Genomic DNA, 13109 nt, shown 5'->3' with positions numbered 1-13109 from the left:
GGTGGGTAGTTGGACATTCTTATATCGTCTATGCGCCTCTGATTCGAGGATGCACAACTATTCTTTACGAAGGAAAACCTGTGCGGACACCTGATCCCGGTGCATTTTGGCGGGTAATGTCGGAATACGATGTCAACTGTTTTTTTACCGCCCCTACCGCTTTCCGCGCGGTGAAGAAAGAGGACCCCGAAGCAATGTATAAAGCGAAATATGACCTGTCCTCCTTAAACTCTGTTTTTCTTGCCGGAGAACGGCTGGATCCACCCACTTACGACTGGCTTGCTTCGATTCTCCATTGCCCTGTCATCGATCACTGGTGGCAGACGGAAACAGGGTGGGCCATTTGCTCCAACATGCTGGGAACAGAATTAAAACAGATCAGGATTGGTTCGGCCACGGTGTCGGTCCCCGGTTTTGATGTTCGTATTATGGATGAGGCGGGAAATGAATCAAAGCCCGGGGAGACAGGAAACATTGTGGTGAAACTGCCCATGCCTCCGGGATGTCTCTCAACACTGTGGAACGATGATGAGCGGTACAGAAATTCATACACCTCAGAATTTCCGGGGCACTACCTAACAGGCGACGGCGGTTACAAGGACAAGGACGGATACGTCTTTGTCATGGGCCGCACAGATGATGTTATCAACGTTGCTGGGCATCGCCTCTCAACAGGTGAGATGGAAGAACTCATTGGTGCTCACCAAGCCGTGGCCGAATGTGCCGTAGTAGGAATTGCCGATGAGCTTAAGGGAGAAGTTCCTGCAGGATTCGTTGTTCTAAAAGATGGTTTTGATATCTCGGTCGAAGAATTAGAACCTGAACTGATTCAATCCATTCGATCCAATATTGGTGCTATTGCTAATTTTCGTCAGGCTGCCATTGTTCAAAGACTTCCAAAAACAAGATCAGGGAAAATACTTCGAAAAACCATTCGAACACTTGCTAACGAAGGTGATGCTGCCCTACCATCAACAATTGATGATCCTGCCATTATTAATGAGATCAGGATCGTCATGAAGTCACGTAATATCGGTAATGCTTTTAAATAAGAAAGGAGAATACAATGAATCTAAATACACTCTTCACAATAAATATCCCAGTGGCAGGTATATTTGGCCTCGGATTCATATTGGCCCCAGAGGCAATGCTGGCACCTTATGGCATTTCCGCACATCAGGCAGCTGAATCCGCAATGATGGCTCGCTTTTTCGGTGCATCCAACTTTGGATATGCACTGCTTTTCTGGTTTATGAGGGGTACAGCATCCTCAGATGCAAGAACAGCAGTGGTCAAAGCAACCGCTCTTGGATTTGGAGTGGCTTGTTTGGTCTCTATTTTTATCCAAATGTCCGGTGAAATGGGTCCTCTTGGTTGGTCAACCGTAGCCCTATATGCCATTTTTGCTGCTGCATATGGCTACTTCGGCTTTGGAAAAGGAGCCGAGGCTTAATAAAGGCTATATAACCTGACATACATGATGTGTCAGGGTTTATTGAGGGTCTTCCCTCAGATTAGGGCTGGTAGTTAATCAGGCTAGTTCAAACTGGGCGGGTTCGGCCTCGAAACTGTCTTTACAGCCTCCGCAGCAGAAATAGTACATCTCATCGTTGTGCTCTAGAGAATATTCGGAGGTGGCAGGATTGACCGTCATGCCGCAAACTGGGTCCTTTATTTCTGAAGTCAGACCAGAGTCTTCCTTAACTTTCTCGGCCAAGCTATCTTCTCTGGTCACCTGAACAATCTCGGCAAGGATTGAGACCGCAATTTCCTCCGGTGTAACTGCACCAATGTCAAGACCGGCAGGAAATTTGATCTTGTCCATATCTTCAGGGGAGAATCCAGCTGTCACTTCCCCCCCCTTTTTCCTACTGGCGATAAAGAAAATATGAAGAGCATCAGTTTTAATCGCAGCTTTCAGGGCTTTTATATCACCTTCTCCCTGGGTCGCCACTATAGCTACAGAACGACCTGGAGGAGATTGAAACTGTTCTTCAAGCTGAATACCTTTAGTCATCTCTATCTCGGTTACTCCAGCCCCGAAAAGATGAATATCAAAATCCATGACATATGCCATCCGAGCAAGAGCAGTGGCTGTGGGAGTCGACCCGTATATCAAAAGTTTAGTCACAGGAAGTATCGGTTCAATGTGCAGTTCAAGTGTACCTCCACTCTCACAGGTCAGCAAGACCTCTTTTACATAATGATTCGGTGAAGTGTCGGGTTGTGGTGTAACCCTAAGGATAGTGGACCTACCTGTATTCAGGCATTTCAGTGCTTCTTCAACCACCACTTCCTTGGAACATCCACCACCGATCCATCCTTCCATTTTGCCGTCCCCAGTGATAATAGCCTTTGCCACTGGTTTGGCTGAAGTAGGGGCAGAAGCGTTGATTACAGTAGCGAGGGCGAATGGTTTCCCTTCCTTATCTAATTCAGCGGCCCGTTGTATCCAGTTTAACTTCACGAAAAAGTATACATAATATTGCCCATTTGGGCGAGAGACTATTTCTCAGTCTTCTTTTTCACCGAGTCTACCAAGCGACCTGCTGCCCCCTTGATGGCAGCACCTGCGACTGAAAGTCCGCTTAATGCTTGATCACCTTCATTCAGAGCCGCACCAGCTGTACTTAAAGCATCCCCCTCCAACTTCCCTCGTAGAGAAGTAGCAAACTGATCAAACAGTTGATTAGAAACATCTTCGATCATGCGGGAACCAAACTGGGCCAGCATTCCCTGTATGGTAACTGTGGAGTCACCGTTTACTTCGGTCGTATGGTTATCAGTTGCGGTCAGTGTTCCAACCAGTTCCATGGTGGCTCCGCCCTTTCCTTTCGTGTCAGTTCCTTTGCCTTCAATCTCGATGGTGTAGGAATTGGCATCCATATTCCGAATGGTTGCTTCACCCCGGTAACTCGATTTTATAGGACCTACTTTCACAGTGAGCATAACGGCATGTTTGTTATCCCCGAGATCTTCAGAATATTGAGCGCCAGGGACACAGGCACAAACTTTCTCGATATTAGTCATGAAGTCCCAAACGTCCTGAATGGACGCAGCAACAGAGAAGTTCTTTTCCATTTTAATCTTCATATGAAACTCTTATTTAGGACTCTAAGCGTTAGCGCTCTGAATTGCTTGCCAGACCTTCTCTGGCGTGAGTGGAATATCCAAATGCCTCACACCAAGATGCGACAGGGCATCCACTACAGCATTAGCAATAGCAGGCGGTGCACCAACAGTTGCTGATTCACCAACCCCTTTAGCACCAAGAGGATGATGAGGTGAAGGAGTTACCGTTTTATGTGTCTCCCAGTGGGGTGTTTCTACTGCAGTGGGAACAAGATAATCCATGAAACTGCCCCCAGTAATATTGCCTTCATCATCATAGCTGATTTCTTCATAGAGAGCAGGTGCCAATCCCTGAGTAAGGCCCCCGTGGATCTGACCATCAACAATCATGGGATTGATAATGTTTCCACAATCATCAACCGCCACAAACCTACGCACCTTTACTACACCAGTATCCGAGTCAATATCCACCACCGCAATGTAACTGCCAAAGGGATAAGTCATGTTAGGCGGATCATAATAATGAGTTGCCTCCAGTCCAGCTTCTAATCCCTGCGGGTGATTGGTATAAGCTGCAAAAGCTATATCCTGAATTGTAACCGATTTGTCCGGAACGCCTTTCACCGAGAATTTACCAACTTCCCATTCCAAGTCATCTTCAGCAGTTTCCAACAAGTGTGCAGCAATCTTCTGGGCCTTATCCTTGATTTTTCTACAGGCCACAGCAGCAGCAGCCCCTGCTGTAGGTGTTGAACGACTGGCATAAGTCCCTAGACCATAGGGTGCTGTATCGGTATCCCCTTCTTCAACAGAAATATCTGTATGAGGAATACCTAATTCTTCTGCGATGATCTGAGCATATGTTGTTTCATGCCCCTGACCTTGGGATTTCGTGCCGAATCGGGCCATGACTTTACCAGTGGGGTGAATTCGTATTTCGGAACTATCAAACATCTTTATCCCAAGAATATCAAAATCCTTGGAAGGACCCGCTCCCACAACTTCAGTAAAAGAGGAGATCCCAATTCCCATCAATTCACCCTTTTTACGTTTTTCGGCCTGTTCTTTGAGTAGCTGATCATAGCCTATCTTTTCCATGGCCAACTTCAGAGCTGCATGGTAATCCCCACTATCATATTCCCACCCCATAGGTGATTTATAAGGAAAAGCATCTTTCGGAATGAAATTATTCATTCTGATTTCAGCCGCATCCATCCCTAATTCATCAGCAACCAGGTCCACCAGACGTTCGATAGCATGCACAGCTTCTGTAACACGAAAAGAGCATCGGTAGGCTATTCCCCCTGGCGGTTTATTAGTGTACACACCATCAACTTCAACGAAGGCGTTCTTAAAATTATAAGAACCTGTACAGATCGAGAACATTCCAGCAGGAAACTTAGATGGATTCGCCGCTGCATCAGCATAACCATGATCTGCTAGTGTCTTAATTCGCAATCCGTTTAATGTACCATCTTTATCTGCTGCTATCTCACATGTCATATGATAATCTCTGGCAAAAGAATCTGCCTGCAGGTTTTCTCGACGATCTTCAATCCATTTTATAGGTAGACCTGTCACCACAGATGCTGCGATAGCGATCACATAACCAGGATAAATAGGAACCTTACCGCCAAACCCGCCGCCAATATCCGGTGCAATGATGCGGATCTTATCTTCCTGTAGTCCAACATGTCCGGCTACCAGAGCCAACACTGTACGGATAGCATGGGGTGCCTGTGTAGTCATCCAAACTGTCAGTTGGCCGGTAACGCTGTCAAATTCTGACACACAGCCGCAGGTTTCGATGGAGGCAACATGAATGCGAGGAAGGTAAATATCTTTTTTGACTGTAACGTCTGCATTTTTGAAGATTTCATCTGTTCCTGACTTATCCCCTGCTTCCCAGTGGAAAATATGGTTATTTTCCTGCCCTTCCTTATCATCCCGTATAATAGGTGCATCAGGATCGTTAGCTTTATGAGGGTCTACAACAACTGGTAGAGGTTCGTATTCCACTTCCACCAGTTCCACTCCGTCCGCGGCGCTGTAGCGGTCCGTGGCAACCACAGCAGCTACTTCCTGGGATTGGTAACATACCTTTTCTATCGGTAAAACCATCTGGGTGTCGGACATAAGTGTCGGCATCATATGGAGATTGTATTCCTTGAGAGTTTCTCCAGTAATCACAGCAGCAACACCGGGGTGTGCCAGCGCTTTTTCCGTGTTAATACTTTTAATTTTTGCATGTGCATATGGACTGCGAACAATGTCCATAAAAACCATTCCTGGTCGCACGACATCATCTACATAATTACCCTGTCCACGAATGAATCTTGGATCTTCCTTTCGCTTAACGGAGTGCCCCATTCCTCCAACTTCGGGTGACGTTTTACATTTTGCCATTACTTTGCTCCTTGTTCTGCGGGTGTTTCTTGAAGTTTTTTCGCAGCGTACTGTACCGCCTTTACAATGTTTTGATAACCGGTACAACGACACAGATTCCCTGATATACCCCAACGAATGTCATCTTCCGTCGGGTTTGGATTCTTATCGAGGAGATGCTTGGATGACATGATCATGCCTGGTGTACAAAAACCGCACTGCAAACCATGCTCTTCCATGAATCCCTCCTGCAAAGGATGAAGAGCTTCTCCTTCCATTCCTTCAATGGTTGTTACTTCAGCTCCATCTGCCTGGACTGAAAATACCGTACAGGATTTAACAGCTATTCCATCCAGAAGCACGGTACAAGCACCGCAGTGGGTCGTGTCACATCCAATGTGAGTGCCAGTTAAGCCACAGTTGTCTCGAATTAAATGAACTAAAAGTAGTCGATCTTCGACTTCAGCGGTTCTGGCCTCTCCGTTAATTGTTACAGTAATTGATCGTGTTGCCATATTATTTCTTTCCTTCGGCTCTTGTTTTTGCCTTATCAATTGCTCTTGTGGTCATGGTTTTTACTATAGCCCGTTTAAATTCTTCAGAACCCCGATGATCACCAACCGGTTGGGCAGCGTCAGCAGCCAATTGGGCAGCCTCAGCAATGTTATTCTCATCCAGTGGTTTACCTATCAGTGCTTCCTGGGCTTGCGTAGCACGAACGGGTGTCGGCCCAACATTTGTAAGGGCAATACCTGCATTGGAACAATTCCCTTCGCCGTCAACAACTAATGATACCGCAACACCAGCGATTGCATAATCACCAACTTTTCTTTCCAGTTTCAAATAAGCTGCACCGCACATGCCATCTGGTTCTGGTATTCGTATCTCCATTAAAATCTCGTTGTGACTTAAGGCAGTCATTAGCGGACCCACAAAAAATTCATCAATAGCTACGGTCCGTACACCATCAGTCATTGGAGCACTGGGACCTTTTACCACAACTTCTGCATTCATGGCCATCATGGTGGCTGGATGGTCATTCGCAGGATCTCCATGGGCAATATTGCCTCCAACAGTCGCTTTATTCCTAACCAGGGGATCGGCAATCACTTTCGAAGTGTCCTTGAGAATGGGATACTTCTCAGCGATTAAATCCGACTCTTCCAGCTGAGCTTCAGTGACCATGGCACCGATTTTAAGATAACCACCCTCCTCCTTGATATAGTCAAGACCTTCAAGGCCATTGATATCCACAAGATGTGTCGGCTCTGCCAACCGAAGTTTCATGAGTGGAATAAGACTGTGACCACCTGCAAGAACCTTGGCGTCGTCACCTAGTTCATTCAGCAATCCAACAGCATCTTCCAAAGTTTCTGGTTTATGGTAATCGAAGGATCCGGGAATCATAACTGATGCTCCTTCTTTTTTTGAAGTTATTTGTGTGAGCTTGTTGACCTATCAACATAACTCTTATCTCACTCGCGCCAACAAATTGTAGTTAGGATAGGCATGAAAGTCAAGGTATTTCACCACGTTGGTTTTCTAAACGCTTTGAGTTATTTTCCTAGCCATGAAGGTGAGAATCCCTAAATCAATTGATGCGGTGCATGATAAGCTTAGCAAACACAACTATATTTCTGACAGATCTCTTAGTACATCCATATTTCTCATGATGAAAATGGGAAAACCCATTTTCTTGGAAGGGGAGCCGGGTGTGGGCAAGACGGAAGTCGGTAAAGTAATGGCAAAAATGATGGGAACTGAACTGATCCGCCTCCAATGCTATGAAGGCCTTGACGTTCATAATGCCATTTACGAGTGGAATTACTCCAGGCAGATTCTCCAGATTCGCCTTATGGAAGCAGGCGGTGAAAAAGATAAGGAGAAATTAACAGCCGAAATTTTCGGCTCAGAGTTCCTTATCAAAAGGCCACTTTTGCAAGCCGTGGACTATGATAAGAAGGTTCCCCCCGTTCTTCTCATTGATGAACTGGACCGAGCCGACGAAGAATTTGAAGCTTTTTTGTTGGAGATCTTGTCAGACTTTCAGGTTACCATTCCGGAGATCGGCACCATTACCGCCAAGCAGCGACCTTTTGTGGTCATCACCTCGAACAGAACACGGGAAATTCACGATGCCCTGAAACGGAGATGTCTCTATCACTGGATCGGGTATCCCTCTGCAAACAGGGAATTCGAGATAGTCAGGCGGCGGATTCCGGATGTAAACGAAAAGTTGGGGAAACAGGTGGTAACCTTTGTTCAGGCCGTTCGTGAAAAAGACTTCTACAAACTCCCCGGTGTAGCTGAAACCATTGACTGGGCCAACGCTCTCATGCAATTGGGGACTACCGAACTGTCTACGGAAATAACGGAAGATACCCTGGGAACACTTCTCAAATATCAGGACGATATCGAAAAGATGAAGGGTGAAGTGACCCAAGGTCTTGTCCAGCGAGCTGTGGCTGAAGCTGATATGATTTCAGCCTGATTCCGAAGCGTTGGATTTTCTTTTGCGGTCATAAATCTCTTCAACTGTAATGACAGAATCATCAACAACTGCTGAATCACACCTTCATGACGCCATCGCTAGTTTCGGCCGGTTTGTCCGACAGGCGGGGTGTGATCTGGGAACTGGTGAAATCATGAACGGAGTACAGGCTGCCTCCTGCGTCGATATCACCAACCGGGAAGATTTTAAGAGTGCCTTGCGTACTACCTTCATCACTTCCCACAGGTTTATTCCCGTTTTTGATCAGCTCTTCGATCTCTACTGGCGAAACCCGGACAGGTTGGAGAATGTTTCCGATATCCTTCGGAAACTCTATGAATCACGGTTAGCTCAGGCTGAACTGGAAAGTATGAAGCAGCAGGCGGAACAGATGAAAGAGAGACGCCTCGATTCATTTCAACCAACAGAGGAAGGCAAAGAAGACCAAGAGCACGAAAATAAGACATTTGATCTTTTTATGTACAGCCCTGCGGAAATACTGCGGGAAAAAAGGTTTGATGCCTATACGGAAGAAGAGTTGAAAGAAGCGAAAGAGTTTTTGAACAGATGGCGCTGGGAGTTTGGTGAACGGCGCCTTCGCAGACTGAAACCGGGAAGAAAACGACACCGACTTAACCTTCGAGGTACAATTCGAAATAACATCTTTCCCACGCAGGATTTTGTTGAGTTGGCTTGGCGCCAGCAAAAATGGAAACCGAGACCACTCATTATTCTTTGTGATATCAGCGGTTCCATGGAGACTTATACGAGAATTCTTATGCATTTTATCTTTACTCTCCACGCCATCAACCCTAGGCTGGAGGCTTTCACATTCGGGACACGGCTTAACAGAATCACCCACACTCTCCGCCATAAAGATGTGGAGGATACCATGGATATTTTAGCCAACTCCATAAAGGATTGGTCAGGAGGAACACGAATCGGTGAAACAATTGAGACATTCAACTTGCTCTGGGCGCGGCGGGTCCTCGGTAGCGGTGCGGTGGTACTGGTCATCAGTGACGGTTGGGATACTGGTGACGTTGATAAACTAGAGAAAGAGATTGACCGCCTACACAGGAGCTGTCACCGACTCATCTGGCTCAACCCCAACCTGGGCTATGACGATTTTCAGCCCCTGACTCGAGGCGTTCAGACTCTGCTTCCTCACGCCGATGATTTTCTCCCCATTCATAATCTAAACAGCCTGGTGGACCTGGGGAATGTTCTGGCGACACTCAACAGCCGGCGATCCGCATCAACAGTACCTGTCTACGCATGAGAATATCAGCCACAGTCATGGCTGCGGGACAATCTACCCGCATGGATAACACAAACAAGTTGCTTTTGACCATTGATGGTAACCCTATGGTCAAACGAGTCTGTGAATCAGTTCTGGCCACAGGTTTTGATCCTGTTGTAGTGGTGACTGGTTTTGAAAAAGATAAGGTTGAAGCAGCTTTGAATAAGCTGGAGCTTCAATTCACCCACAACAGTCACTGGGCTGATGGCATGGCGACCTCTATCTTTTCCGGTTTGGTGGCTCTTCCAGATAACACCGATGGTAACCTCATTGCACTGGGAGATATGCCCTTTGTGTCTGTTGAAACACTGGAAAAATTGAAAAACAGTTTTATTTCTCACGAGGGAAAGCACATAATCTACCCTAAGCATGACGGCCGGCAGGGAAACCCTGTACTGTTCCCTCAAAAATATTTTTATGAGATAATGTCCTCCACCGGAGACAGGGGCTGCAAAAGAGTATTAAGTAAATATCCCGACCATGCCGTTCCCGTTCCAATCGATTCAAATGAAGTGATCCTTGATTGTGACACAAATGAGGACTACCTTAAATTGAAAGATTATTCCGAGGAGTTAAATGTCCAGACATAAGGATCTTTTTGATAAAATTGGGGAGTTGGAAGCGGCTGACACCCCTTACGGTCTTGCCACTGTGTTCATGGTACAGGGTTCTTCCTCAGGGAAAGTAGGCGACAAAGCGCTCTACGATGCAAACGGTCGACGAATTATCGGTTACATCGGCGGCGGCTGTATCGAAAATCGCGTGGCGGCCACGGCTCAGGAAGCCATTGCAGAAGGTAAACCAAAAACTGTTAACATAGATTTGGACAGCGATGAAATGGGGATGGGCATCCCTTGTGGAGGATATATGTCAGTAATTGTAGAACCTCAGTTAAAAGTGCCCACCTTGCTGGTGCGAGGAATGGGACGGGCGGTGGAGGTGCTGTGCCAGATAGCGCACACCCTCAATTTCAAGGTGGTAATTCAGACACCTGAAGAAGAAGTGGAACGGTACCCGGATGTCGATAAGATTATCACCGATCCACTGGAGATGGACGATATCGATTTTGATGTGAATTACTTTGTTCTTGCCACACACCATCGGGACGACGATAGAATATCATGCGAGGCCATTAAGCGGGGCATCCCATTTGTAGCGGTGGTGGCCAGTGGGAAAAAAACGGGCATCATCATTGATTATCTCCGGGAAAACGGTATAACCGATAAAGATCTGGAGCGATTCCACGCCCCGGCAGGACTTGACTTGGAGGCAAAAACAGCGGAAGAGATCGCCCTGAGTATCCTGTCTGAAATGGTAATGCATCGCAACGGCGGCACGGGGCATCCTTTGAGAAGCGTGTCCGCGGTTGAATCTGAGAAAGAAACATCCTAATGGCCACTGAACATGTCCACACCAGTAAGATAAAGATCTACCGGGATGAGAACTTGGTTCGCCGGGCTTACATTGAAGGATTCGACGAGCCTGCCATTTTTGGTGTTCATACCAACATCAAGGATTTCTACGGAGTGGAGCCAAAGGAGGAGCACCCCGCCACTTTGGATTATATTATCGCCGGAGCCGCCGGTTGACTAACGGGCACCTTTGGTAGCGCGCTGGAAGCGCGTGGAGTTCAAAGTTCCCCAAACAGACTTTGGTCAGATGTGGAAGGTGATATTGATGCTGTAGACGGCGTTTTAAGGATCACAAAAATCCGCGTAGCCTATCATTTGAAATGTTCAGATGATCAGATGAATGCCGTGAACCGTGCCTATAAGCACCATCCGGTAAAATGCCCTGCTTATATGACCTTCCGGGACGCCATCGATTTTACTTTAAGTCTCGAAACTGAATTAGAGTAGGCACTGACGCTACTTACGCCCTTCAACCAGCGCATCCACCACGGAAGGATCGGCCAAGGTTGATGTATCACCCATTTTGTCAACATCTCCTTCAGCAATTTTCCTCAAGATTCGCCGCATGATCTTCCCGGAGCGGGTCTTGGGCAGGGCCGGTGTAAACTGGAGCTTGTCCGGCTTGGCATGAGGACCAATTTCCTCTGTCACACTCTTCAAGATATCTTCATAGATTTCATCACTCTCATCCACACCTGTCATAAGGGTAACAAAACCGTAAATTCCTTGACCTTTGATATCATGGGGGAATCCCACCACAGCAGCTTCGGCAACTCCGTTAGCTTTTCCTATGGCTCCCTCCACTTCCGCCGTACCGATGCGATGACCTGACACATTCATGACGTCATCCACCCTACCCGTAATCCAGTAGTAGCCTTCCTCATCCCGCCGGGCGCCGTCACCGGTAAAATAGTAACCGGGATACATTTTGAAGTAGGTATCGATGAATCTTTTACGATCGCCATAAACCGTTCTCAACTGCCCAGGCCAGGAAGCTTTAATGGCCAGCAGTCCGGAAACATCATTTCCTTCAATTTCTTTTCCGTTTTCTTCTAAAAGAACCGGTTCAACACCAAAAAAAGGCAGCGTTGCGGAGCCGGGTTTGGTTGGTGTGGCCCCGGGAAGAGGGGTTATGAGAATACCGCCTGTCTCCGTTTGCCACCAGGTGTCCACAATGGGACATTTTTCCTTGCCCACCACGGAGTGATACCACATCCACTCTGGTTCTTTGATTGGTTCACCTACCGTGCCCAGCAGTCGCAGGGATGACAGGTCTCGTGAAGTGACGTGGTCGTCACCTTCTTTCATGAGTGCCCGGAGTGCGGTGGGGGCGGTATAAAACAGGTTTATCTTATGTTTCTTAACAATGTCCCAGAACCGGCCAAAATCCGGGTAATTGGGAACCCCTTCAAACATGACGGTAGTGGCGCAATTAGCTAGAGGACCGTAAACAATGTAGGAGTGGCCCGTGATCCAACCGATATCCGCTGTACACCAGAAAATATCTTCCGGATGATAATCAAAGATCAGTTCATGCGTATAGGACGTGTATGTGAGGTATCCCCCTGTCGTGTGAAGAACCCCCTTCGGCTTTCCGGTTGAGCCGGAGGTATAGAGAATAAAGAGAGGATCTTCAGAATCCATGGGCTCAGGCGGGCATTCGGCATCGGCTTTGTCCATCTCTTCATGCCACCAGAAATCACGCCCACTCTCAAAATTGACATCGGCGCCGGTACGCTTCACGACAAGCACCGTCTCAATGGACGGCGTCTGCGCCACAGCTTTATCAGCGTTAGCTTTCATTGGGATGTCCGTTTTGATCCCCCGCACACCCGTATCTTGCGTAATAAGTATTTTGCAGGCAGAATCGTTGATACGGTCTCTCAGCGAATCTGCACTAAAAGCACCAAACACAATAGAATGAACGGCACCGATCCGGGTACAGGCGAGCATGGCGATGGCCAACTGAGGCACCATCTGAAGATAAAAGCAAACCCTGTCTCCTTTTTCTATCCCATTATTTTTGAGCACATTGGCAAACTTCTTTACTTCAGACAGAAGTTCTGAATAGGTGAAGGTTTGGTCTTCATTGGGATCATTCCCTTCCCAAATGATGGCAGGTCGGTCGCCGTGACCACCATCCACATGCCGGTCGAGGCAATTCTGGCTCACATTCAGCTTACCGTTCTCAAACCAGCTGATATTACCATCCACAAAATCGAAGGCCCGGACATTACTCCATTTTTCGCTCCAGTCCAGTCTCTCAGCCTTGTCCGCCCAAAAATCTTCGGGATTATCGATGGACTGTTTATACAGTTCATGGTACTGGTCCATGGAACTAATATGCGCATTTGAGGCAAAAGAACCAGGAGGTGGAAATTTGTTGTTAATCATTATTTACACCCTTGAGATCAGTTAAAGAATCACCCCGTTATAATTTACACAG

14 protein-coding genes are annotated in these 13109 nt (G+C 47.1%); 8 read left to right on the top strand and 6 right to left on the bottom strand.

Annotated elements, in window-relative coordinates; translation table 11 throughout:
* The coding region (prpE, locus tag EYO21_07645; GenBank protein ID HIB03676.1) for a propionyl-CoA synthetase at positions 1-1052 on the top strand (1052 nt) is incomplete at its 5' end.
* A 14-nt stretch (positions 1053-1066) separates the two neighbouring features.
* Positions 1067-1453 (top strand): hypothetical protein, encoded by a 387-nt coding sequence (locus EYO21_07640; GenBank protein HIB03675.1) that lies wholly within the window; start codon positions 1067-1069, stop codon positions 1451-1453.
* A gap of 78 nt (positions 1454-1531) precedes the next feature.
* Here EYO21_07640 and EYO21_07635 read toward each other — a convergent pair whose 3' ends face one another.
* The 5 genes from EYO21_07635 to EYO21_07615 are packed head-to-tail and all read right to left on the bottom strand — an operon-like array spanning position 1532 to position 6864.
* Positions 1532-2467 carry a YHS domain-containing protein gene (locus tag EYO21_07635; GenBank protein HIB03674.1) on the bottom strand — a complete coding sequence of 312 codons (936 nt, stop codon included), beginning with the start codon at positions 2465-2467 and terminating at the stop codon, positions 1532-1534.
* 38 nt (positions 2468-2505) lie between these two features.
* A complete protein-coding gene (locus EYO21_07630) occupies positions 2506-3093 on the bottom strand; it encodes a carbon monoxide dehydrogenase (protein HIB03673.1) in 588 nt (195 codons plus the stop codon).
* 21 nt (positions 3094-3114) lie between these two features.
* Positions 3115-5478: a carbon-monoxide dehydrogenase large subunit gene (locus EYO21_07625; protein HIB03672.1), complete on the bottom strand. Its 2364-nt coding sequence runs from the start codon at positions 5476-5478 to the stop codon at positions 3115-3117.
* Positions 5478-5972 carry a (2Fe-2S)-binding protein gene (locus EYO21_07620; GenBank protein ID HIB03671.1) on the bottom strand — a complete coding sequence of 165 codons (495 nt, stop codon included), beginning with the start codon at positions 5970-5972 and terminating at the stop codon, positions 5478-5480. Before EYO21_07620 ends, EYO21_07625 begins: the two co-directional genes overlap by 1 nt.
* Position 5973: 1 nt before the next feature.
* Positions 5974-6864 carry a xanthine dehydrogenase family protein subunit M gene (locus EYO21_07615; GenBank protein ID HIB03670.1) on the bottom strand — a complete coding sequence of 297 codons (891 nt, stop codon included), beginning with the start codon at positions 6862-6864 and terminating at the stop codon, positions 5974-5976.
* 163 nt (positions 6865-7027) lie between these two features.
* On the opposite strand from EYO21_07615, the gene EYO21_07610 reads away from it, so the two are divergent.
* From EYO21_07610 to EYO21_07585, 6 genes are read left to right on the top strand one after another with little or no spacing between them, the layout of a single operon-like run.
* Positions 7028-7948, top strand: coding sequence for a MoxR family ATPase (locus EYO21_07610; GenBank protein HIB03669.1), 921 nt, complete (start codon positions 7028-7030; stop codon positions 7946-7948).
* 49 nt (positions 7949-7997) lie between these two features.
* Complete coding sequence (locus EYO21_07605) at positions 7998-9230, top strand: VWA domain-containing protein (GenBank protein HIB03668.1); 1233 nt, start codon at positions 7998-8000, stop codon at positions 9228-9230.
* Positions 9227-9841, top strand: a complete 615-nt coding sequence (locus EYO21_07600; GenBank protein HIB03667.1) for a nucleotidyltransferase family protein — start codon at positions 9227-9229, stop codon at positions 9839-9841. Before EYO21_07605 ends, EYO21_07600 begins: the two co-directional genes overlap by 4 nt.
* Positions 9828-10643: an XdhC family protein gene (locus tag EYO21_07595; protein ID HIB03666.1), complete on the top strand. Its 816-nt coding sequence runs from the start codon at positions 9828-9830 to the stop codon at positions 10641-10643. The genes EYO21_07600 and EYO21_07595 overlap by 14 nt, the downstream gene beginning before the upstream one ends.
* The gene (locus tag EYO21_07590) at positions 10643-10840 is read left to right on the top strand and encodes a hypothetical protein (protein ID HIB03665.1); all 198 of its coding nucleotides are present in this window, start codon (positions 10643-10645) and stop codon (positions 10838-10840) included. Before EYO21_07595 ends, EYO21_07590 begins: the two co-directional genes overlap by 1 nt.
* A 24-nt stretch (positions 10841-10864) precedes the next feature.
* Positions 10865-11110 carry a hypothetical protein gene (locus EYO21_07585; GenBank protein HIB03664.1) on the top strand — a complete coding sequence of 82 codons (246 nt, stop codon included), beginning with the start codon at positions 10865-10867 and terminating at the stop codon, positions 11108-11110.
* A gap of 9 nt (positions 11111-11119) precedes the next feature.
* Here EYO21_07585 and acs read toward each other — a convergent pair whose 3' ends face one another.
* Positions 11120-13057 (bottom strand): acetate--CoA ligase, encoded by a 1938-nt coding sequence (gene acs / locus EYO21_07580; protein HIB03663.1) that lies wholly within the window; start codon positions 13055-13057, stop codon positions 11120-11122.
* Positions 13058-13109: the final 52 nt, after the last annotated feature.

This window comes from Candidatus Neomarinimicrobiota bacterium (assembly GCA_012964825.1).
In the GTDB taxonomy this organism is placed as follows: domain Bacteria; phylum Fidelibacterota; class Marinisomatia; order Marinisomatales; family S15-B10; genus UBA2125.
The sequence above is the reverse complement of the archived record's forward strand: the minus strand, read 5'-3'. Positions and strand labels throughout refer to the sequence as shown.

What these genes read in the sequence shown, in the direction of transcription:
- EYO21_07625 (HIB03672.1), bottom strand. Translation starts at nt 5,478, where the DNA reads ATGGCAAAATGTAAAACGTCACCCGAAGTTGGAGGAATGGGGCACTCC.
- EYO21_07615 (HIB03670.1), bottom strand. Translation starts at nt 6,864, where the DNA reads ATGATTCCCGGATCCTTCGATTACCATAAACCAGAAACTTTGGAAGAT.
- EYO21_07590 (HIB03665.1), top strand. Translation starts at nt 10,643, where the DNA reads ATGGCCACTGAACATGTCCACACCAGTAAGATAAAGATCTACCGGGAT.
- EYO21_07630 (HIB03673.1), bottom strand. Translation starts at nt 3,093, where the DNA reads ATGAAGATTAAAATGGAAAAGAACTTCTCTGTTGCTGCGTCCATTCAG.
- acs (HIB03663.1), bottom strand. Translation starts at nt 13,057, where the DNA reads ATGATTAACAACAAATTTCCACCTCCTGGTTCTTTTGCCTCAAATGCG.
- EYO21_07620 (HIB03671.1), bottom strand. Translation starts at nt 5,972, where the DNA reads ATGGCAACACGATCAATTACTGTAACAATTAACGGAGAGGCCAGAACC.
- EYO21_07600 (HIB03667.1), top strand. Translation starts at nt 9,227, where the DNA reads ATGAGAATATCAGCCACAGTCATGGCTGCGGGACAATCTACCCGCATG.
- EYO21_07595 (HIB03666.1), top strand. Translation starts at nt 9,828, where the DNA reads ATGTCCAGACATAAGGATCTTTTTGATAAAATTGGGGAGTTGGAAGCG.
- EYO21_07640 (HIB03675.1), top strand. Translation starts at nt 1,067, where the DNA reads ATGAATCTAAATACACTCTTCACAATAAATATCCCAGTGGCAGGTATA.
- EYO21_07610 (HIB03669.1), top strand. Translation starts at nt 7,028, where the DNA reads ATGAAGGTGAGAATCCCTAAATCAATTGATGCGGTGCATGATAAGCTT.
- EYO21_07605 (HIB03668.1), top strand. Translation starts at nt 7,998, where the DNA reads ATGACAGAATCATCAACAACTGCTGAATCACACCTTCATGACGCCATC.